Origin of the sequence: Pseudomonas sp. Pse35 (assembly GCF_024519715.1) — a bacterium.
Classification (GTDB): domain Bacteria; phylum Pseudomonadota; class Gammaproteobacteria; order Pseudomonadales; family Pseudomonadaceae; genus Aquipseudomonas; species Aquipseudomonas paracarnis.
The window spans coordinates 60,706-81,727 of sequence record NZ_JALJRP010000008.1; the positions used below are offsets into that span (position 1 = coordinate 60,706).

At 61.9% G+C, this 21,022-nt stretch carries 21 protein-coding genes; 14 read left to right on the forward strand and 7 right to left on the reverse strand.

Translation table 11 applies throughout. The annotated features are described in order from the left end of the window. Positions 1-56 precede the first annotated feature (56 nt). Complete coding sequence (locus OC445_RS09690) at positions 57-437, forward strand: fe2+ zn2+ uptake regulation protein (protein WP_198791321.1); 381 nt, start codon at positions 57-59, stop codon at positions 435-437. A 10-nt stretch (positions 438-447) separates the two neighbouring features. Here the strand turns inward: OC445_RS09690 and OC445_RS09695 are convergent, their stop codons facing one another. Continuing rightward, on the reverse strand, positions 448-642 hold the full coding sequence (locus tag OC445_RS09695) for a hypothetical protein (protein ID WP_198791322.1): 195 nt from the start codon (positions 640-642) through the stop codon (positions 448-450). Between the two features lie 174 nt (positions 643-816). On the opposite strand from OC445_RS09695, the gene OC445_RS09700 reads away from it, so the two are divergent. Next, on the forward strand, positions 817-948 hold the full coding sequence (locus tag OC445_RS09700; protein ID WP_262020127.1) for a hypothetical protein: 132 nt from the start codon (positions 817-819) through the stop codon (positions 946-948). Positions 949-1,070: 122 nt separating this feature from the next. On the opposite strand, the gene OC445_RS09705 is transcribed toward OC445_RS09700, so the two are convergent. From OC445_RS09705 to OC445_RS09725, 5 genes are read right to left on the reverse strand one after another with little or no spacing between them, the layout of a single operon-like run. Continuing rightward, positions 1,071-1,832 (reverse strand): ABC transporter permease, encoded by a 762-nt coding sequence (locus tag OC445_RS09705; RefSeq protein ID WP_054897391.1) that lies wholly within the window; start codon positions 1,830-1,832, stop codon positions 1,071-1,073. Beyond that, the gene (locus OC445_RS09710) at positions 1,829-3,028 is read right to left on the reverse strand and encodes an ABC transporter substrate-binding protein (protein WP_034127545.1); all 1,200 of its coding nucleotides are present in this window, start codon (positions 3,026-3,028) and stop codon (positions 1,829-1,831) included. Before OC445_RS09710 ends, OC445_RS09705 begins: the two co-directional genes overlap by 4 nt. After that, entirely contained in the window at positions 3,015-3,818 is an 804-nt protein-coding gene (locus OC445_RS09715; RefSeq protein ID WP_057975802.1) for an ABC transporter ATP-binding protein, read from the reverse strand. The genes OC445_RS09710 and OC445_RS09715 overlap by 14 nt, the downstream gene beginning before the upstream one ends. Then, positions 3,815-4,876 (reverse strand): acyl-CoA dehydrogenase family protein, encoded by a 1,062-nt coding sequence (locus tag OC445_RS09720; RefSeq protein WP_034127547.1) that lies wholly within the window; start codon positions 4,874-4,876, stop codon positions 3,815-3,817. The genes OC445_RS09715 and OC445_RS09720 overlap by 4 nt, the downstream gene beginning before the upstream one ends. A 39-nt stretch (positions 4,877-4,915) precedes the next feature. After that, complete coding sequence (locus tag OC445_RS09725; RefSeq protein WP_054897387.1) at positions 4,916-5,476, reverse strand: carboxymuconolactone decarboxylase family protein; 561 nt, start codon at positions 5,474-5,476, stop codon at positions 4,916-4,918. Positions 5,477-5,579: 103 nt separating this feature from the next. On the opposite strand from OC445_RS09725, the gene OC445_RS09730 reads away from it, so the two are divergent. Next, positions 5,580-6,485 (forward strand): AraC family transcriptional regulator, encoded by a 906-nt coding sequence (locus tag OC445_RS09730; protein ID WP_262020128.1) that lies wholly within the window; start codon positions 5,580-5,582, stop codon positions 6,483-6,485. Here the strand turns inward: OC445_RS09730 and OC445_RS09735 are convergent. Continuing rightward, complete coding sequence (locus OC445_RS09735) at positions 6,482-7,393, reverse strand: LysR family transcriptional regulator (protein WP_197900205.1); 912 nt, start codon at positions 7,391-7,393, stop codon at positions 6,482-6,484. The genes OC445_RS09730 and OC445_RS09735 overlap by 4 nt on opposite strands. Before the next feature lie 116 nt (positions 7,394-7,509). On the opposite strand from OC445_RS09735, the gene OC445_RS09740 reads away from it, so the two are divergent. The 11 genes from OC445_RS09740 to OC445_RS09790 all read left to right on the forward strand — a co-directional run bounded on the left by OC445_RS09740 (position 7,510) and on the right by OC445_RS09790 (position 21,022). Next, entirely contained in the window at positions 7,510-8,505 is a 996-nt protein-coding gene (locus OC445_RS09740) for an aldo/keto reductase (protein WP_262020129.1), read from the forward strand. Between the two features lie 133 nt (positions 8,506-8,638). Next, on the forward strand, positions 8,639-9,097 hold the full coding sequence (locus OC445_RS09745; protein WP_259284339.1) for an SRPBCC family protein: 459 nt from the start codon (positions 8,639-8,641) through the stop codon (positions 9,095-9,097). Between the two features lie 93 nt (positions 9,098-9,190). Further along, positions 9,191-9,637, forward strand: coding sequence for a DUF411 domain-containing protein (locus OC445_RS09750; protein WP_034127552.1), 447 nt, complete (start codon positions 9,191-9,193; stop codon positions 9,635-9,637). 3 nt (positions 9,638-9,640) lie between these two features. Continuing rightward, positions 9,641-10,084, forward strand: a complete 444-nt coding sequence (locus OC445_RS09755) for a YqaA family protein (RefSeq protein ID WP_072446419.1) — start codon at positions 9,641-9,643, stop codon at positions 10,082-10,084. A 45-nt stretch (positions 10,085-10,129) separates the two neighbouring features. Beyond that, entirely contained in the window at positions 10,130-11,131 is a 1,002-nt protein-coding gene (locus OC445_RS09760) for an alpha/beta fold hydrolase (RefSeq protein WP_262020130.1), read from the forward strand. A 25-nt stretch (positions 11,132-11,156) separates the two neighbouring features. Next, positions 11,157-12,110 (forward strand): D-2-hydroxyacid dehydrogenase family protein, encoded by a 954-nt coding sequence (locus OC445_RS09765; protein ID WP_198791773.1) that lies wholly within the window; start codon positions 11,157-11,159, stop codon positions 12,108-12,110. 457 nt (positions 12,111-12,567) lie between these two features. Beyond that, positions 12,568-14,124, forward strand: a complete 1,557-nt coding sequence (gene glgA / locus OC445_RS09770; RefSeq protein ID WP_089041779.1) for a glycogen synthase GlgA — start codon at positions 12,568-12,570, stop codon at positions 14,122-14,124. Positions 14,125-14,155: 31 nt separating this feature from the next. Further along, entirely contained in the window at positions 14,156-15,901 is a 1,746-nt protein-coding gene (gene treZ / locus OC445_RS09775; protein WP_198791772.1) for a malto-oligosyltrehalose trehalohydrolase, read from the forward strand. Continuing rightward, on the forward strand, positions 15,898-17,982 hold the full coding sequence (malQ, locus tag OC445_RS09780) for a 4-alpha-glucanotransferase (RefSeq protein WP_198791771.1): 2,085 nt from the start codon (positions 15,898-15,900) through the stop codon (positions 17,980-17,982). Before treZ ends, malQ begins: the two co-directional genes overlap by 4 nt. Continuing rightward, on the forward strand, positions 17,979-20,729 hold the full coding sequence (locus tag OC445_RS09785; protein ID WP_198791770.1) for a malto-oligosyltrehalose synthase: 2,751 nt from the start codon (positions 17,979-17,981) through the stop codon (positions 20,727-20,729). Before malQ ends, OC445_RS09785 begins: the two co-directional genes overlap by 4 nt. 23 nt (positions 20,730-20,752) lie before the next feature. Further along, positions 20,753-21,022, forward strand: coding sequence for a DUF2934 domain-containing protein (locus OC445_RS09790; protein ID WP_003191595.1), 270 nt, complete (start codon positions 20,753-20,755; stop codon positions 21,020-21,022).

Sequence of the window (21,022 nt, forward strand, 5' to 3'; positions counted from 1 at the left end):
TTATTACCCAAGAGCACCATCTTTTTCCTGATCAGGCTCTGAAAAGGAGTTTTTGCATGTATAACCCGCAAGTGCCCACGGATGGACATTCAAAGGCCGCAGATACCCACTATGGCAACGACGCACGGGCGTTCGGTAACGCGCCCGAACAGCAGGGCAACCAGCGCATCCGCCATTTGCTCAAGTGTTTCGGTTTGCGCACCAGCCTGATCCGGCTGAAGGTCATCGACGCCCTCCTCGCTGCCGCCGACAACCAGCGCACCCTCGGGGTACGCGGCGTGCACAGCCATTTGCTGGAGCTGGGCATACCGTTGTCGTTTCTCAGCGTGCGCGAGGTGCTCAAGCGTCTATGCAGCGAGGGCGTGATCACCCTCAACGCTGACAAGAGCTACAGCCTCCATGAAGAGGCTGCCAAGGTACTCGAAGGTCGTGCCTGACTGACGCCCGTCAGAAGTTAGGCTTGACCTTGCGGCGCATGATGCCGTTGATCACGACGACGACCACGGCAATCGCGATGGCCAGGTACTGGAAGGTTTTTTCACTGATCACGCCTGCGTTCTGCAGATAAGACAGGCCGAACATCGCGCCCAGTACAGCCAGGGCAATCAGAAGCGAGTATTTCAAGCGTTGCTTTTGGGTCATGACGAGTTCCTGAACCTGAAGAATGTATCCACTGTGTATCGCCGTGCATGCCAAGCACATACCCAGTCACGGGGATGGCGCGGTTTCGGCAGGGTCTTATGTTACAGGCGATGAAAAGTTTTGGCTTGCCCTCCGCCTGACAGGCCTTGCGAATACCCCTTGGAGAACTGTGAAATGCTGCGACGACTCATCCTGCTGATTCCACTGATGATCATGCTGAGCCTGGGCGGTTGTTTCTTCTTCCCGCGCGGCGGGGGCTGGCATGATCACCGCTATGAGGGTGGTGGCGGTTACCAGCGCCGCTGATCTGCATCCGGATAACGCTTCGTGCACAACGCGTGCAGCACGCTTGGGGGCTTCACGCGTTACTGCATCGACATTACCTACTCGTCAGGCGGGTTCGGAGCCTCGACGCCGGTTTCAACCACTTAGCCGCCATGCACCCACCGCCGATGCAACCAACGCGCAAACGCATCCAGCGCGAACCCCAGCACCCCGATCACCACCACCATCGCCATCAACTCCGAATACGCGAGCCGATCACGGGTGTCGAGGATGTAATACCCCAGCCCCGCACTGACCCCGAGCATTTCGCAGGGCACCAGCACGATCCACAGGATGCCGATGGCCAGGCGCACGCCGGTCAGCACATGCCCTACCACGCCAGGAATGACCACCCGGCGCAAGGTTTCCCAACGCGTGGCGCTCAAGCTCTTGCTCAACTGTAACCAGCGCGGGTCGAGCTGACGCACGCCCGCTGCGGTGTTGAGCATGATCGGCCAGACAGCGGCAAAGGCCAGCAGGAAATAGATTGGCTGGTCGCCCACGCCCATCAGCATCACCACGATCGGCATCCAGGACAGCGGCGAAATCATCCGCAGAAACTGGAACGCTGGCGTGGTCGCCGCCTCCAGGTTACGCGAACTGCCCACCAGCAGCCCGAGGGGTACGCCTACCAACAACGCGATAAACAGCCCGACGAAAATACGCTTCAGGCTCACGGCGATATGCAGGTACAACTCACCCCGCCCGAGCAATTCCCACAAGCTGCTGGCGGTGGCCGCCAGGGAAAAGCGCGCCGACAGGCCATCGGCCTCGCCGAACACTTTCACGCCCAACCACCACAGCACCAACAAACCCGCCAAGCCACTCAGCCCCAGCCACCAGCCGGGGATTCTGCTGTTGTTCAAACGCCGATCTCCTCGTGCCGCTCATAACCATCCGGCAAACCGAAGGTCTGCATGCCACCCACGGCTTCGATCGCGTTGCGCACGAAGCGGTCGTCCACCAGGTCCTTGGCCACGAAGGCTGGGTCCAGGTCCGTGAGAAACTTTTTGTCGCCTTCGATCAGGGTGTCCTTCAAGCGCCGCACCAGTTCTTCGGTGTAGCTGGGGAACGGGTACGGTTGGAAGTCGATGCGATGCTCGTCCCAGTTGGCGTGCTGGATCGCGCCGTCGGCCACGTAGGAGGCGCGGTCGCTGGCCGCCGGCGCCAGGACTTTGCTCAACACCGGTTCGGCATGGGGCGTGTAACGGTTCGGGCCATCCTTGGACAGCAGCTTCACCGCCTCTTCACGGTTGTTGCGGGTCCACACCTGGGCCTTGACGATGGCGTTCACCACCTTCTGCGACCACTCCGGACGGTTGGCCAGGTCGTGCTCGTGCATGAACACCACGCAGCACGCGTGGTTGCGCCACACGTCACCCGTGAAGCGCTGCACGCGACCGACCTTGAGGTTTTCTGCCAGGGCATTGAACGGTTCGGCGACGATGTAGCCGTCGATGCGTTTGCTGGCCAGGGCCGGAGGCATGTCCGAGGGCGGCAACACGATCAGGTTGACCTCATTGGCGGCAATCGAACTGCCGGTGGCACGAGTGACCGGCGTGAGGCCGTTATCGCGGAACAGTTGCTGCACCACCACGTTATGAATCGAGTACCAGAACGGAATCGCCACCGACTTGCCACCCAGTTGCTTCACGTCGGTAATACCTGGGGATACGGTCAAGCCCGAACCGCCCACATGGTTCCACGCCACGACTTTGGCCGGCACTTTACTGCCGTAGCGCGCCCATACGGTCATTGGCGACAGCAGGTGTATCACGTTGACCTGGCCGGAGATAAACGCCTCGATCACTTGGGCCCAACTGCGCAACAACACTGGGCGCTCGGCCTTGATACCTTCGGCTTCGAACAGGCCATTGTTGTGGGCCACCAGCAGTGGCGTGGCGTCAGTGATAGGTAGATAGCCAATACGCACCGGCGCGTCGGGCTCGTTGGCGGCACGCGCCTGCAGGCTGCTCAGCAGAGGCAAGGCGCCGGCGGCACTGAGCACGGCGGAGAGTTTGAGAAAGTCACGGCGCGAGTGGGCCAGGTCATCCAGACACATAAGTAAACTCCTGTCGTTCAAGGGGGTTGGGTTGAGGGCGGCTCGCCTGCCGTAAGGTTTTCAAAATTTCGATACGCAGCGCGCCGATGGCCTCGACCTGTTCTTCCCGTGGATGCGGCAAATCGATAGCCCACTCGCCCAACGTCCGCGCCGGGCGGTTACCCAGTAGCAGGATGCGGTCCGACAGCAGCAGCGCTTCGTCGATGTCATGGGTGATCAATACCGCCGCCGAGCCCTGCTCACGATTGACCTTGAGCAACAGGTGCTGCATGTCGGCGCGGGTCACTTCGTCCAGGGCGCCGAAGGGTTCGTCGAGCAGCAACACTTGCGGCTGACGCGCCAGGCAGCGAGCCAATGCCGTGCGCTGGGCCATGCCACCGGACAATTGCGCCGGGAACTGCTGGCGCGCAGGTTCCAGCCCTACCGCTGCAATGGCGTGGTCAACACGCCGGCGGCGCTCTTCACCACTCAAGTGCGGTTGGCGGGCGAAATCCAGACCAAAGGCGACGTTCTTTTCCAGGGTCAACCAAGGCAGCAGGCTCGGGTCCTGAAAGGCCACCACCACGCGCGGATGCGGGCCGCTCAATGGCTCGCCCAATACCTGCACACGGCCAGATTGAGGTACCTGCAAGCCAGCCAGCACCCGCAGCAGGCTGGATTTGCCCACGCCGCTGGGGCCCAGGATCGACACCACTTCACCCGGTTGCAAGTGCAAGTCGAAGCCTTGCAACACCGGCCCGCTGCCGTACCCCAGGCAAATGCCCTGGGCCGTCAATACCGCCTGGCTCATAGACTGGCCTGGCGGTGCAGCTCGGTACGCAGTTGCACCAGGCTAGGCGTCACAATCGGCACAAAGGCCGACTCGCGCCAGCGCCGCGCAAAACCGCTGCCGTGGGCGGTAAGGTAGGCCTTTCCGCCACTGGCTTGCAGTTCAAGCTGTACAGCGCTGGCGGCGGTTTCGGCCAAGGCGATACGCAGTTTGAACAGCGGTATGGGCTCGGCGGTAAAGCGCCCGGCCAACAGCCCCTTTTTAAGCTCGCTGACCAGATGATCCAGCGTTGCGCGCAGGGCTTCCAGCTCGTCGCGCAACACGGTACGACTGGCGCCCAAATGGTGGGCTACTTCAGCCAGGGAACGCCGTGCCAAACCAATCGACATACCGCACTGCAAGCCTAGAAACGCCGGGCGTACCGCCGGTAAAAACTTGCGCGCATCCTCGTGCAACAACCACTCGCGACTCAGCTCCACGCCTTCCAGGCCCAGCGCTGCGGTGTTGCTCGATTGCAGCCCGAGCAGCTCCAGGTCACGGGAGCGCTGCAACCCGGCCACCGAATCCGGAATGGCCAGGATAAATGGCGCGCCGCCCCCGGCATGCTCGATGGCCGCCGCAGCGACAAAGCCATTCTTGCGCAAGTTGGTCACCCAGTGCAGGCGACCGTTGAGGATCCAACCGTGGTCGTTGGGCTCGGCGCTGATCTGCAACGTCTCGATACCCGACAGGAACTTCATCGCATTCGACAGCCCGGTGGCGCCGGCCAACTTGCCGCTGAGCAGGTCTGGCATCAGCTGCTCGCGCAAGCGCTGATTGGGGCTCTGCAGCAGGTACTCGATAAACGAGCGCTGGCCCCAGCACACAAACGCCGCAGCCAGGGAATGGCTGGCCACATTGGCGATGGCCTCGACCGCACCCGCCACATCGCCGCCCAGGCCGCCCAGGTGGGTGGGCACGCCGATTCTCAGAATATTGGCTTCTGCCAGCCGTGGCAGCACTTCCTGTGGATCGCAACTGCCCACGTCCAGGGCCTGCGCTTGAACATCGAGCCAACGGCTCAAGATTGGGTCAAGCATTCATGTCTCTCCTTTTACAGCAGGTGGGCCAACGCCGAATCAGTTGGCCGGTTTTTCCCAACGGTATTGCGCCAGCTCCGGGTTCAGCGGGGTGCGGGCAAACACGTTGGCGAAGTTGCACAGGGTTGCCAGGCTGACACCCAGGATGACTTCCAGCGCGTGGCCGTCGGTGTAGCCAGCGGCGCGGAACGCCTCAAAGCCCGCGTCACTCACATCCCCACGGGTGGCGATCACTTCACGGGTAAACGCGGCAAGTGTCTCATAGCGCGCGTCAGGCAACTCACCCCGGCGGCGCAAGGCCTCGATCACCTCCTCGGGCAACTTGGCTTTGTTGCGGGCAACCGCCGTGTGGCCAGCGACGCAGAAATCACAACCGTGGGTAGTAGCGGCAATCAGTTGCACCACTTCACGGTCGGCCAGGCTCAGCTCGGCCTTGGCATTCAAGCCGGAGACAGTGATGTAGGTTTCCAGCGCAGCCGGTGCGTTGGCCAGTACGCCCAGTAGGTTAGGGATAAAACCCGAGCCTTTCAGCGCGTTTTCCAGAAAGGGCTTGGCGGCTTCCGGTGCGGTTTCAGGCGTGAGCAACGGTACACGGGACATGAAGTGGACTCCTGTTGGGTTTGAATGCCCCAGTCTGTTGGTTCTAAAAAAAGCGCTCAATAGGCTAAAGTAGCGATTACTTGCTCTTGAGTCTTTCCATTAGATGAATTCGTCCGATGTACTTGTCGATTGGTTATTAGATAGCCTCGAACTCAACACCAGCCTGTTTCACGTCGGCCGTTATTGCGGTGACTGGCACGCGAGCACCCATGGCCTCGCGAAGGCGAGCTTCCACTTGATTGTGCAAGGCGAATGCTGGCTGCATATCGACGGTGATCCAACGCCCCAACACCTGAACAATGGTGACGCGGTGTTCCTGCTGCGTGACTTTGCCTTCAGGCTTTCCGGCCAAGCCACGGCGGCCGGCGCCCAGCAGTGCCCACGCCGCTCGATGCTGCCTCTCGATAGCACGGCCACGGACGGCGTAGGATTAGTCTGCGGTTTCTTTCACTTCCAATCCGGATTGTCGACGCTGATCGTCGACACCCTGCCCAGCTGGATCATCCTGCGCGCCGGCGACCCGTCGCTGATGGCTGCACGCAACCTGTTCGAATTGATCCTGCAAGAATGCGCACGCACCCCAGCGCCCTCTTCCGCGCTGCTTGAGCGCCTGTGCCACCTGCTGTTCCTGTATGTGCTGCGCCAGCAAGTACTCGACAACACCGAGCTTGGCGGCTTGGCGGCGCTGGGCCGGGCACCGGCGTTTGCGCATTTGCTGGAACAATTGATCGCCCGCCCGGCCGAGCCCTGGAGCCTGGAAAGCATGGCGGCCTGTACCGGGTTGTCGCGCTCGGCGTTTTTCAAGCGCTTCAGCGAACTGTGTGGGCAGTCGCCCGGGCAAGTACTGCTGATGATCCGCATGCGCCACGCCTCTGGGTTGCTCAAGGCGGACCAGACCGTGGCCGAGGTTTCGCTGGCGGCCGGGTATCAATCGGTGGCGGCGTTTACCCGAGCCTTCCATAAAGTCACCGGGCAACAGCCTGGTGCCTATCGAAGGGCGCAAGCCTAGCCTTGTAAGCCGGTGCCGGGCCGAGCGCACAACTGCACCAGCCAATCGACGAACACCCTCACCCGCTGCGACAACTGCCGATGAGGCGGGTACAACGCAGTCAGCGCCATCTTCGGCACTGCAACATCTGGGAGCACCTGCACCAGCGTGCCCTCGGCCAGTTGGCGCAGGGCGTGATAACGAGGTGCCTGGATCAGCCCGTAGCCGGCTTCGCACGCAGCGAAGTAACCGGCAGAGCTGTTCACGGCAACCACTTTCGGCAGGTTGATCGGATGCAACTCGCTGCCCAGCAGAAATTCCAGGCCAAAACGTTTACCGCTGGCGCTGGACACGTACTCGACCATTTGGTGACCCGCCAACTGCTCCAGGCAAGTGGGCGTGCCCATGCGTTCAAGGTACGCGGGGCTGGCCAGGGTCAGTTGTTCCATCATCGCCAAGGGGCGTGCAACCAGCGATTCATCCAGGGCCTGACCACCGCGCAACACGCAATCGACGCCTTCGCGAATCAGATCCACTGGCCGGTCATTGAGGCCGATCTCCAACTCGATCTGTGGGTACAACGCGGTAAACGTTGGCAAAGCCGGAATGACAATCAAGCTCCCAATGCCTGAGGGCATATCGATGCTCAATGTGCCCCGGGGGTTCTGGCGCCGCGTGGAGAACACCGCCTCGGTTTCCTCAAGATCAGTCAGCAATTGCACGCAACGTTGGTAGTACGCCGCGCCATCCAGGGTCGGGCTGACGTGGCGCGTGGTGCGCTGCAGCAGTTGCACGCCGAGATGGGCCTCCAGTTGCTTGATCAGGATCGTCACGGAGGCGCGTGGCAATTGCAGGCTGTCGGCGGCCTTGGCAAACCCGCCCAATTCAACAATCCGAGTGAACACGCGCATGGCGTTAAAACGATCCAATAAAATGCTCCCGTGGGGAATTGTTTAGATATTACGAACAGTGATAGCACTTTTAGCGGGTTTATCTGCATTTTTTCAAGGGTAACAATGGGCCCCTCATCACAAGGAGCTTCCCTATGCACACTCGACAACTCGGTAAAAACGGCCCGCATGTGTCTGCCATCGGCCTTGGCTGCATGGGCATGACCGATTTCTACACGCCCGGCACCGATACCACCGAAGCCACCGCAACCTTGCACCGCGCCCTGGAGCTGGGCGTCAACTTTCTCGATACCGCGGACATGTACGGCCCGCACACCAATGAGCAACTGATCGGCAAGGCTATTGCCGGCAAGCGCGACCAGGTCTTCCTGGCCAGTAAATTCGGGATTGTGCGCGACCCTGCCAACCCCGTAGTGCGCGGGGTGAATGGCCGGCCCGAGTATATCCGCAACGCCATCGACGGCACCTTGCAACGCCTGGGGGTGGATACGCTGGACCTGTACTACCAGCACCGTATCGACCCCGACGTGGCCATCGAAGAAACGGTCGGCGCCATGGCCGACCTGGTGAAACAGGGCAAAGTGCGCTATCTGGGCCTGAGCGAGGCGTCCGCCGCTACTCTGGAACGGGCGCATAAGGTCCATCCCATTAGCGCCCTGCAAAGTGAATATTCGCTGTGGAGCCGCGACCAGCAAGACAATGGCTGCCTCGCCGCCTGCCAGCGCCTGGGCATCGCGTTTGTGCCGTACAGCCCGTTGGGCCGAGGTTTTCTCACCGGCGCCTTGAAGAGCCCGGATGATTTCGGCGCCGATGATTACCGACGCTTCAGCCCGCGCTTTCAGGGTGAGAACTTTGCGAAAAACCTGCTGCTGGTAGAACAGGTCAAGCGCTTGGCGGCAGACAAAGGTGTCACGGCCGGGCAACTGGCGCTGGCCTGGGTATTGGCCCAAGGCGATTACATCATCCCGATTCCCGGCACCAAGCGGCGCACCTATCTGCAAGAGAATGTGGAGGCGCTGTCGATTTCCCTCAGCGCGGACGAACTGGCTGCGCTGGATGCAATCTTCCCTGCCAATGCAACCGCAGGCCTGCGTTACCCCAAGGAAGTGCTGGCCATGCTGGATATCTAGCGTCTGCTGGAAACCCTTGTGGGGGCCGTTCTCAGCGGGATTGATCAACGGTCTGCCGACTCCCGTGCAAAGCATGGGAGTCAGACTATTCTCACAACTCCTAGTGTAAAAACCGCCACACAGGAGGTGTGTCATGCACGCGACTGAGCATTCGGTCCGCTTGGAGCAGATCAGTCAGGAACGCTTCATCCAGGCGCCGATCGAGGCGGTTTATGACTATGTGACCCAGCCCGACCGCTGGCACGAGTGGCACCCCACTTCCATCAGCGCCGACACCGGCACCACCGGCTCATTACCGGTCGGCACGCGTTTTACCGAAATCATCGACCTGCTGGGCATACGCGTCCCCATGAGTTACCGAGTACAAATCGCCCGCCGCCCCAGCGAGTTCAAGACCGTGTTCACCTCCCTGGCGGTTGACGGTTGTATCCATTACTGCTTGCGCGCTCATCAGGGCGGCACCCTGTTCAAACGGGTGCTGACCTACGAGACTGAACTGCAACTGGCGTCTTTGCATGAGCGCATGGTCGCGTTGTCGTCAATTGCGTTGGACCGGCTCAAGCAGCGGCTCGACAATCAGGGGTTCGTATAATTTAGAAACATTACCACGACGTCACATTGCAAACATGCCGGCAAAAGCAGGGAGAATGCCCGGCTTATTGCCGCGCCTTCAGTGAGACCCACGATGAAAACCCCATTGCGACTGGCCCTGCTCAGTGCCCTGTTTACCACCACCCTGGCCCAGGCCGCCGAACTGATCCCCATCGATGTACACCGCGACGCCAACTGCGGCTGCTGCAAGAAGTGGATCAGCCACTTGGAGAGCAACGGTTTCAAGGTCAACGACCATGTTGAAGCCGACATGAGCGCGGTGAAACAACGCTTGGGCGTGGCGCCACGCCTTGGCTCCTGCCACACCGCGGTGATCGACGGCAAGTTCGTCGAAGGCCACGTACCCGCCGAGCAGGTCCTGGCTCTGCGCAAGCGCAACGACCTGCTGGGCCTTGCCGCACCAGGCATGCCATTGGGCTCGCCAGGCATGGAAGTAGACGGACGCAGCGAGGCGTATCAAATCATTGGCCTGACCCGCGACGGCGAAGACGTGGTGGTAGCGGACTACCCGGCTCACTGACCGGTGTTGATGGGGTACCTGGGGCTGTTCGGCGCGGCATTTGGCGCCGCGACGTTATTGCCCCTGCAGTCGGAAGCTGTGCTGGTCGGCCTGCTGCTCAGCGGGCATTACAACCTTTGGCTGCTGCTGGGCATCGCCACCCTGGGTAATGTGCTGGGCTCGCTGGTCAATTGGCTGCTGGGGCGCTCGGTCGAGCGCTTCAAAGAGCGACGCTGGTTCCCGGTGAGCGCCAATCAGCTGGACAAGGCTCGCAGCCATTACGCACGCTGGGGGCACTGGACGTTGTTGCTCAGTTGGGTGCCAATCATTGGTGATCCGCTGACGTTGGTGGCTGGGGTGATGCGTGAGCCGTTGTGGCGTTTTCTACTGCTGGTAACCCTGGCGAAAAGCCTGCGCTATGGCGTAATCGCAGCGCTGACGTTGCAGTGGGCGTTAATCCCCCGTTAATCGCGGGCAAAGAGCATCCGGGCATCTGTCTCGGAGCCAAAACCCATGCCTTTTATCCGTACATTATGCGTAGCCGGTTTGTTTTCGGTCAGCGCGGCGCCCGTGTTAGCTGACACCTACGGCCCTGAGTTGCAGGGCTTTGCATACCCCTACCCTTTGAATCATTTTGCCTTCCAATCCCAGGGCAAATCCCTGCAAATGGGCTACATGGACGTCCCCGCCACCGGCACTCCAAACGGCCGCAGCGTGGTGCTGATGCACGGCAAGAATTTTTGCGGCGCTACCTGGGAGGGTTCGATCAAGGCGCTCAGTGACGCCGGTTACCGCGTCATCGCCCCGGACCAGATTGGTTTTTGCACCTCCAGCAAGCCCGACCACTACCAGTACAGCTTCCAGCAACTGGCGACCAACACCCATCAACTGCTGGAAAAGCTCGGCATTCAAAAGGCCACGGTGATCGGCCATTCCACCGGCGGCATGCTCGCCACACGCTATGCGCTGATGTACCCCCAGCAAACCGAACAGTTGGGGCTTGTGAACCCCATTGGCCTGGAAGACTGGAAAGCCCTCGGCGTGCCCTACCAGAGCGTCGACCAGTGGTACCAGCGCGAGCTGAAACTGAGCGCCGACGGTGTACGCAACTATGAGCGCACTACCTATTACGTGGGGCGCTGGAAACCTGAATACGAGCGCTGGGTAGACATGCTCGCCGGCCTGAACCAAGGCCCGGGGCATCTTCAGGTTGCCTGGAACTCGGCGCTGATTTACGACATGATCTTCACCCAACCGGTGTACTACGAGTTCAAGGACTTGCGGGTGCCCACCCTGCTGCTGATCGGCACCAGCGACACTACCGCCATCGGCAAAGATGTGGCGCCGGCGGCGGTCAAGGCCAAAATTGGTCATTACGAGGTACTGGGCAAGCAGGTGGCCAAGCTGATTCCCCGCGCCACGTTGGTGGAGTTCCCCGGCCTGGGCCATGCGCCCCAGATGGAAGAGCCGGAACAGTTTCATAAAGCCCTGTTGCACGGGTTGAACGCCCTTTAATTGCCACTTTTCGAGGCCCGCGTGCATGTCGATACAAATCGCAGTGATGGATGATTGGCAAAACGTGGCCAGCGACGTGGCAGATTGGTCGGCGCTGGACAGCGTGGGCAAGGTGCACTTTCTCCACGACTACCCCGCCGATACCGCCACCATGATCGAGCGCTTGAAAGGATTCGAGGTGATTTGCCTCATGCGCGAACGCTCAACCTTTGACAAAGCCCTGCTGCAAGGGCTGCCCCAGCTCAAATTGCTGGTGACCGGCGGCATGCGCAATGCGGCCATAGACCTTCCCGCAGCCAAGGCCCTGGGCATCCAGGTATGCGGCACCGACAGCTATAAACACGCAGCTCCGGAGCTGACCTGGGCCTTGATCATGGCCTCTACACGCAACCTGCTCGCCGAAGCCAACTCGCTGCGGGCGGGCGGATGGCAGGTCGGCCTGGGCGGCGACCTGCACGGCAAGACATTGGGCGTCCTGGGGCTGGGCAGTATTGGCCAGAAAGTCGCAAGGTTCGCCCAGGTGTTTGGCATGCGGGTGATTGCCTGGAGTGAAAACCTCACACCGGAGCGCGCGGCTGAATCGGGGGTGACCTGGGTCAGCAAGCGCGAGCTGTTTGAGCAGGCGGATATTCTGACCATCCATCTGGTGCTCAGCGAGCGCAGCCGTGGTCTGGTGGATGCGCAAGCGTTGGGCTGGATGAAGCCCACAGCGCGCCTGGTAAATACCGCACGCGGGCCGATTGTGGACGAGCAGGCACTGCTGCAAGCATTGCGCAGCGGACGCCTGGCCGGGGCGGCGCTGGATGTGTTTGCCGAGGAACCGCTGCCGGCTGACCACCCGTTTCGCCGCTTGCCCAATGTGCTCGCAACGCCACACGTGGGGTATGTGAGCGAGCAGAATTACCAGCAGTTCTATCAGCAGATGATCGAAGATATACACGCCTGGGCCAATGGTGTGCCCATTCGCGGGCTCGGCTAACGCACCATTAAAGTGCGCCCCCCCCCCTGTGGCGAGGGAGCTTGCTCCCGCTGGAGTGCGCAGCGCTCCCAAAATTTTGGGGCCGCTACGCGCCCCAGCGGGAGCAAGCTCCCTCGCCACAGGAGCATATCGTTAAAAGTTTTTTGTCCTACAAAATCTGCATGAAAACCCAGCAGGCGCTGGGATCTGTCCTAGACTCATGACCGATGGGTCCGTTCCAAAACAAAAACCCCGCAAAAAATCTAAACTTTCGAAACCTGCCGCTGGTCAAGTTTTAGGTAAGGGCGAGCACGCGCGCTTCAGGCCGAATGCCCGCTCATCCAATCTTTTTTAGCCGACGTTACAACTGGCATACGCCTTGCCAGCTTGTATAGCGCTTGTGTGCCTGGCCGCAGGATGCGGTCACTCGGAGCTGATGGCAGCGGGCCATTAGCCAACCAACAGATGGGAGTGCATTATGATCAGTGCCGCAGTAGATACTCAGGGAGAGCGTTTTAGTCAGCCGGCAGGAGGGCCAAAGTCTTTGGCCGACCTGCCCAACACTGTGCGGCCGGTCGTGAGTCAGAATCCGAATCGAAAGAAAGTCTTGTTTGTCACTTCCGAGTTCGCGGACCTGGTGAAAACCGGCGGCCTGGGCGACGTCTCCGCGGCCCTGCCCCGCGCCATGGCGCACCTGCATGACGTGCGGGTGCTGATTCCGGGTTACCCGCAAGTGATGGAAAGCGATAACCCGATTCATATCGTCGGTGAACTGGGTGGCCATGCCGCGTTGCCCCCGTGCAAGATCGGGCGCATGGACCTTGCGGACGGCCTGGTCATCTATGTGCTGATCTGCCCCGAACTGTATGAGCGCGAAGGCACGCCCTACGGCGCCAACAACGGCCGCGACTGGCCGGACAACCATATTCGCTTTGCCCGCCTGGGCTTGGCTGCCGCGGACATTGCCGCCAACCTTGCACAAATCCACTGGTGCCCAGACCTGGTGCACGCCCACGACTGGCCTGCGGGCCTGGCCCCCGCGTATATGCACTGGCGTGGGTCACGTACGCCAACTCTGTTCACCATTCATAACCTGGCCTACCAGGGCGTGGTCAGCCTGGCCTCGACGCCTGAGTTGGGCATTCCACCCCACGCCCTGCAACAGGAAGGCATGGAGTTCTACGGCAAGATGTCGTTTCTCAAGGCAGGCATGGCGTATTCCAGCCATATCACCACCGTGAGCGCCACCTACGCCCAGGAGATCACCACCCCGGAATTCGGTTGTGGCCTGGATGGCTTCCTCGCCAGCAAGACCCAGCAAGGCCTGCTCAGCGGCATTCCCAACGGCATCGACGAAAGCTGGGAAACCTCCACCGACACGCACCTGACCCACAACTTCAATATCGGCGATTGGGAAGGCAAAGCCATCAACGCCGCCCACGTGCGCGAGCTGTTTGAGCTGCAGCCATCCAGTGGTCCGCTGTTTGCTGTGGTCTCGCGCCTGGTCTACCAGAAAGGCCTGGACCTCACCGAAGCCGTCGCCGGTTTCATCGTCGAAAACGGCGGCCAGATTGCGATCATCGGCCGTGGCGAGCCGGAAGAAGAGCAGGCCATGCGCGAATTGGCACTGCGCTTCCCGGGCCAGGTGGGCGTACGCATTGGCTTCAACGAGACCGATGCGCGCCGCATGTTCGCCGGCAGCGATTTTCTGCTGATGCCGTCGCGCTATGAGCCCTGCGGCCTGAGCCAGATGTACGCGCAACGCTTCGGCTCGTTGCCGGTGGCGCGTAACACCGGCGGGCTGGCGGACACCATTGAGGATGGCGTCACCGGGTTCCTGTTCAATGAATCCACGGTGCAAAGCTACGAAGAGGCGTTGCGCCGCGCCTTCAAGGTGTTCGCCTTCCCCGGTCTGCTCAATGCCATGCGCAGCCGTGCCATGACCCAGCCGTTCAACTGGTGCCAGGCCGTGGAACCCTACGCCGAACTCTACGAACAACTGGTGGCCAAGGCCCTGGGGAAATCGAACAAGTAGCGACTGGAACAACTAAGGGAGGTCTTCATAGATGCCGTCAAGGACTCTGGAAACCTGGCCCCACGGCGCAATCATGCTGGACGCGCACCGCACGCGCTTTGCGTTATGGGCGCCAGACGCATTTTATGTCAGCGTTGAATTGGATCAGGGTAAAACCATCGTCATGCTGCCCCAGGCCGGTGGTTGGTTTGAAGTCGAAATCGCGTGCCCTGCCGGCACGCTTTACCGTTTTAACATCGATGGCGAAAACACAGTGCCCGACCCCGCCTCCAGGGCCCAGGCGCTGGACGTGCATGGGTGGAGCCGAGTAGTCGACCCCCTCGCCTATGAATGGCGCCACAGCCAGTGGCAGGGTCGCCCGTGGCACACGGCGGTGATTTACGAGCTCCATGTCGGCGCCATGGGCGGCTACGCTGCCGTCGAGAAACACCTGGCACGCCTGGCCGAACTAGGCGTCACCGCGATTGAATTGATGCCTTTGGCGCAATTTCCCGGCGAACGCAATTGGGGCTATGACGGCGTGCTGCCCTATGCGCCCCACGCCACCTACGGCACTCCCGAGCAACTCAAGCAGCTGATCGACAGTGCCCACGGCCACGGTTTGGCCGTGATCCTCGATGTGGTCTACAACCACTTCGGCCCCGACGGCAATTACCTGGGCCAGTACGCCCAGGGGTTCTTCCAGGAGGACGTGCACACCCCCTGGGGCGCTGGTATTGATTTCGAGCGCTGTGAAGTGCGGGATTTCTTCCTCGATAACGCCCTGATGTGGCTGCTCGAATACCGCTTCGACGGCCTGCGCCTGGATGCCGTGCACGCCATTGACAACCCCGGGTTTCTACAGGAACTGGCACAACGGGTACGCCAGCAGGTGGACAGCGGACGCCACGTGTGGCTGATGCTGGAAAACGAACTGAACCAGGCCAGCCTGTTGCAGCACGATTTCGACGCCCAATGGAATGACGACTTTCATAACGTGCTGCACGTGCTGCTCACCGGTGAAACCGACGCCTACTACAGCGACTTTGCCGAGCAGCCTACCGCCAAGCTGGCGCGTTGCCTGGCCGAGGGGTTCATCTACCAGGGCGAGACGACACGCCATGGCCATGCGCGCGGCGAACCCAGTGCGGATCTGCCCCCCAGCGCCTTCGTCGCGTTCCTGCAGAACCACGACCAGGTCGGCAACCGCGCCCTCGGCGAACGCCTGCACCAGCTGTGTTCGCCCCAGGCACTGAGCGCCGCGACCGCCCTTCTGTTGCTGTGCCCCATGATCCCGATGTTGTTCATGGGCGACGAGGTGAATGCCGCCGAGCCGTTCCTGTTTTTCACCGACCATCATGGCGAACTGGCCGAGGCGGTGCGTGAGGGGCGGCGCAATGAATTTGCCGACTTCGCGGCGTTTCACGACCCCAAGCAACGCCAGCGCATCCCCGACCCCAACGCGCTGCAAACCTTTTTACAGTCGGTGCCCTCTTTCGTCGAGAACGACCACACCCAGCTCTACCGCCACCTGCTGAGCCTGCGTCACGTGCACGTGGTGCCACACTTGCCCGGCACCGTCGCCCTGGGCGCGCACGTGCTGGCTGACCATGCCGTCACCGCGCGCTGGCGCCTGGGCAACGGCCGTGTGCTGCAGATCGACCTGAACCTGAGTGAACAGCCCCTGGATCATCCGGCACCCCACCCGATTATTTTCCAAACGCCTGCCCCGCAAGGTGCGCACTTACCGCCCTTGAGCGCACGCGTTTGCTTATCCCCTGTTGGAGACATTCTTTGAGCGAAGCGAACCTGGAAATTCTCGCCAGCCGCGCGGGCCTGGCCGTCGATTGGATCGATGCCAACGGTCGCCCGCAACATGTAAAGCCTGATGCCCTGCGCGCCGTCCTCAAAGGGCTGGGGCACCCGGCCGACAGCGATGCCGAAATCGACGCGAGCCTGCTGCAACTTGAGCAGGCGCAGCAGGACCGGCACCTGCCGCCCTTGATGACCACCGACAGCGGTGCGGGCCTGGACCTGGCACGCTACTTCGCCCCGGACACCCCGTGTCGCGTCAGCCTGGAAGGCGGCGAAACCCTGGAGCTGCGCCTGGATGGCGAGGCCGTATTGCCCGGCGTGATTGCCCTTGGCTACCACCAGGTGCATATCGACGGGCAAACCTTCACCCTGGCCGTCGCGCCCAGCCACTGCTACAGCGTGGCCGACGCGGTGGACAGCCAACCCGCTCGCGCCTGGGGCCTGAGCGCTCAACTCTATGCCTTGCGCCGCCTGGGCGATGGCGGTTTTGGCGACACCCTGGCCCTGGAGCACCTGGTGCGTTCCGCCGCCGAGCGCGGCGCCGACGCCGTGGCAATCAGCCCGATGCACGCGATGTTCAGCGCCGACACTGAGCGTTTCAGCCCCTATTCACCCTCCAGCCGCCTGTTTCTCAACAGCCTGTATGCTTCGCCGGCGTGCATACTCGGTGAACGTGAGGTGCGCAACGCCATCGAAGCTGCCGGGTTGGCCGAGGAGCTGCATGCCCTGGAACAGCTCACGCTAATCGACTGGCCGGCCGCCGCCAAAGCCAAGCAACGCCTGCTGCGCACACTGTATGAAGACTTCCGCCACGGCGCGCATCCCCAGCATGCCGACTTTCAAAGCTTCCGCCAGGCCGGCGGCGAAGCCCTGGAAAACCACTGCCGCTTCGAAGCCATACAGGCCCAGCGTGCCGCCGCGGGTGAGGACCTGGATTGGCGCCAATGGCCCGAAGCCTGGCGTACGCCACAGAGCCCGTCCCTGGCGCAGTTCGCTGAGGACAACCGCGACGAAATCGGCTATTTCGCCTTCACCCAATGGCTGATTGCCCGCAGCCTTGAGCGCGCACAACAGGCCGCCCGTGGCAGCGGCATGGGCATCGGCCTGATCGCCGACCTGGCGGTGGGCGCCGACGGCGGCGGCAGCCAGGCCTGGAGTCGCCAGGATGAACTGCTGGCCGACCTCACCGTCGGCGCGCCACCGGACATTCTCAACCGCGCAGGGCAAGGCTGGGGCATCTCTGCCTTTTCCCCTGAGGGCCTCAAGCGCAATGGCTATCGCGCCTTTATCGAAATGCTGCGGGCCAACTTCGCCCATGCCGGCGGCTTGCGCATCGACCATGTGATGGGCCTGCAACGCCTGTGGGTGCTCCCTCTGGGCGCGTCCCCCCGTGAAGGTGCCTACTTGTATTACCCGGTGGACGACCTGCTGCGTTTGCTCGCCCTGGAATCGCACCGCCACCAGGCCATCGTCCTCGGTGAAGACCTGGGCACCGTGCCCGAAGGCCTGCGCGAAAAGCTCAGCGCCCGTTCGATCCTGGGCATGCGTGTGCTGCTGTTCGAACAGAACCATGACGGCCAGTTCAAGCCCATCCTCGATTGGCCCGACAACGCCTTGGCCACCACCAGTACCCACGACTTGCCGACCCTCAATGGCTGGTGGCACAGCCGCGATATCGAATGGAATATCCAGCTGGGCCTGATCGATGCGCCCACCGTAGACCAATGGAGCGAACACCGCCTGCGCGAACGCCAGGCACTGCGCCAAGCCTTGAGTCAGGACCCGCAGAACTTCATCGACGAGATCCGCAACGACACCGACCATATGGTCGACGCCAGCGTGCGCTACCTGGGCCATACCCGTGCGCCACTGGTGTTGTTGCCCTTGGAAGATGCATTGGGCATCGAGGAGCAAGCCAACCTGCCGGGCACCCTCGACACCCACCCCAATTGGCGCCGACGCTTGCCCGGCGAAGCCGCCAGCCTGCTCGACAATGACAGCGCCGCGCGTCGCCTCGAACTGCTGGCCGTGGCGCGCAACCAAGCCTATGAGCGTGACCGATGAACGCACTGCCCCTGAGCGCCACCCAGCGCCTGCAATTTCATAAAGGTTTTACCCTCGATGACGCGGTGCCACTGGTGCCGTACTTTGCCCAACTGGGCATCAGCCACCTGTATGCTTCACCACTGTTAAGCGCCCGCGCCGGCTCCATGCACGGCTACGATGTGGTCGACCCGACCCGCGTCAACCCGGAACTGGGGGGCGAAGCGGCGTTGCGTCGCCTGGTCGCCGCGCTGCGTGAGCACGACATGGGTTTGATCCTCGATATCGTCTCCAACCATATGGCCGTGGGCGGCGCGGATAACCCTTGGTGGCTGGACCTGCTGGAATGGGGCCGCCTGAGCCCCTATAGCGAGTTCTTCGACATCCAGTGGCACTCCCCCGACCCGCTGCTCAAGGGCCAGTTGCTGATGCCCTTCCTCGGCAGCGATTACGGCGAAGCCTTGCAGAACGGCACGCTGGCGCTCAAGTTCGATGCCGCCCAGGGGAGTTTCTACGTCGAGCATTACGAACACCGTTTTCCGATTTGCCCCAGGGACTACGGCTTGATTCTGGGTAGCGACGAGTTACTCAAATCGCTGGCCGAACGTTTCGCCGCCCTCGCCTATCAGCACGACGCCTACGCCGAGGCCACCGAGCTCAAACAAGCCCTGGCCGAACGCGCCAGCGAGCTGCTACCCGCTATTGAACAACGCCTGACCGCATTCGACAGTCGCCAGCCCGAGGGTTTCGAGCGCCTGCATCACCTGCTCGAACAACAGACCTATCGCCTGGCCAGTTGGCGCACAGCCGCAGACGACATCAACTGGCGGCGTTTTTTCGACGTCAATGAGCTCGGCGGCCTGCGGGTCGAACGCGCGGCGGTGTTCGAAGCCACCCATGGCAAGATTTTCGAGCTGATCAGCGCGGGGCTGGTCGACGGGCTGCGCATCGACCATATCGATGGCCTGGCCGACCCGCGTGGCTATTGCCGCAAATTGCGCCGCCGCGTAGACGCGCTGTCACCCCAACGCCACTTGCCCATCTTTGTTGAAAAGATCCTTGGCGAAGGTGAAACCCTGCGTGAAGACTGGCAGGTGGATGGCACCACCGGCTACGAGTTCATGAACCAGTTGTCATTGCTGCAACACCATCCCGAAGGTTTTGCACCGCTGGCCGAGATGTGGACGCGTCACAGCGAGCGGCCCTCAGCCTTCGGCGAAGAAGCGCGGCTGGCGCGCCAGCAGATCCTCAATGGTTCGTTGGGCGGCGACTTCGAAAGCGTAGCCCAGGCGCTGCTGCAAGTGGCCCGCGATGACGTGATGACCCGCGATCTGACCCTGGGTGCCATCCGCCGGGCCTTGCAGGAACTGATCGTGCATTTCCCGGTGTACCGCACCTATATCAGCGCCAAGGGCCGCAGTGCGGCCGACGACAAGGTGTTCCAGCACGCCATGGAGGGTGCACGCAGTACCCTCAACGAAGGCGACTGGCCGGTGCTCGACCACCTGGAGCAATGGTTGGGTGGCCAGCCCTGGCGCAATCGCCCGGTAGGCCGCGCGCGCAAGATGCTCAAGCATGCCTGCGTGCGCTTCCAGCAACTGACCTCGCCCGCCGCCGCCAAGGCTGTGGAAGACACCGCGTTCTACCGTTCGGCGGTGTTGTTGTCGCGCAACGATGTGGGCTTCAGCACCGAGCAATTCAGTGCGCCGTTGGCAGATTTCCATGCGGCCAATCAACAGCGCCTGAAGACCTTTCCCGGCAACCTGCTGGCCACCGCCACCCACGACCACAAACGCGGGGAAGACACCCGTGCGCGCCTGGCGGTGCTCAGCGAGTGCGCACCCTGGTATGCCGAACAGGTCGAGCAATGGCGCCGTCTGGCCGAACCCCTGCGCGAGAGCGCCGACAGCCCCTCGGCTGGCGATGAGTTGATTCTCTATCAGGTGCTGCTCGGCAGTTGGCCGCTGGAGCCCAACCCCGATCTGGAGGCGTACCAGCAACGCCTGTGGCAGTGGCAGCAAAAAGCCCTGCGCGAGGCCAAGTTGCAGAGCAGTTGGAGCGCGCCCAACGAGGCTTACGAACAGGCGGCGGAAGCGTTCCTCAAGCGCCTGCTGCTCAGTGAGGCCGGTGCGCCGCTGCGCAGTGCGTTGGACAGCGCTGCGCAGGCCATCGCCCCCGCCGGCGCCCTGAATGGGCTGGCGCAAACCTTGCTTCATCTGACCGTGCCTGGTGTGCCGGATATTTACCAGGGCGATGAGTTCTGGGACTTCAGCCTGGTCGATCCAGACAACCGGCGCCCGGTGGACTTCGCTGCGCGGCAACGTGCCTTGCAGGCACCACCGGACATCGGCGAACTGTTGTTCAACTGGCGCGACGGGCGTATCAAACAGGCAGTGATCGCCCAGGTACTGGGCCTGCGTAAAGCCTGCCCCGAGCTGCTGCGCCATGGCAGCTATACGCCTTTGGAAGTGACGGGCCAGTACGCTGAGCGCGTGGTTGCGTTCTACCGTGAACATCAAGGCAAGCAGTTACTGGTGGTGGTGCCGCGTTGGTCTTATCCGTTGCTTGAAAACGGGATGTTTCCCCAGATCAATGCGCAGGTTTGGGGCGATACGCGGGTGAAATTACCGTTCGCCGCCCCTGCACAAAACTGGAAGGGACTTTTTCAAACGGGCGTAGTCACACCCAACAAGGAGCTGTTGATCAGCGCTGCCCTGGGGGATCTCCCGGTCAATGTCTTTATCAATCCTGATAATCAAGAAAGCTGAAAATTTTCTGTGAGGAGTTTGTGATGAGTAAAGAAGACAAACGCATTCGCGAACTGGCGCATCAGATCTGGGAGTCTGAAGGCAAGCCCGATGGCGCCCACGATCGCCACTGGGAGATGGCGCGCAAGCTGGCGGAAGCCGAGGCGCTGACGCCGAGCAAGCCTAAACCGGCCGCCAAGCCGAAAACCGCGCCCAAGGCTGCGGCAAAGCCCAAACCTGCTGCGCCTGCCGCCGCCAAACCTGCGGCGAAGAAACCCGCCGCCCCGAAGAAGCCCAAACCGCCCGCCCCATGA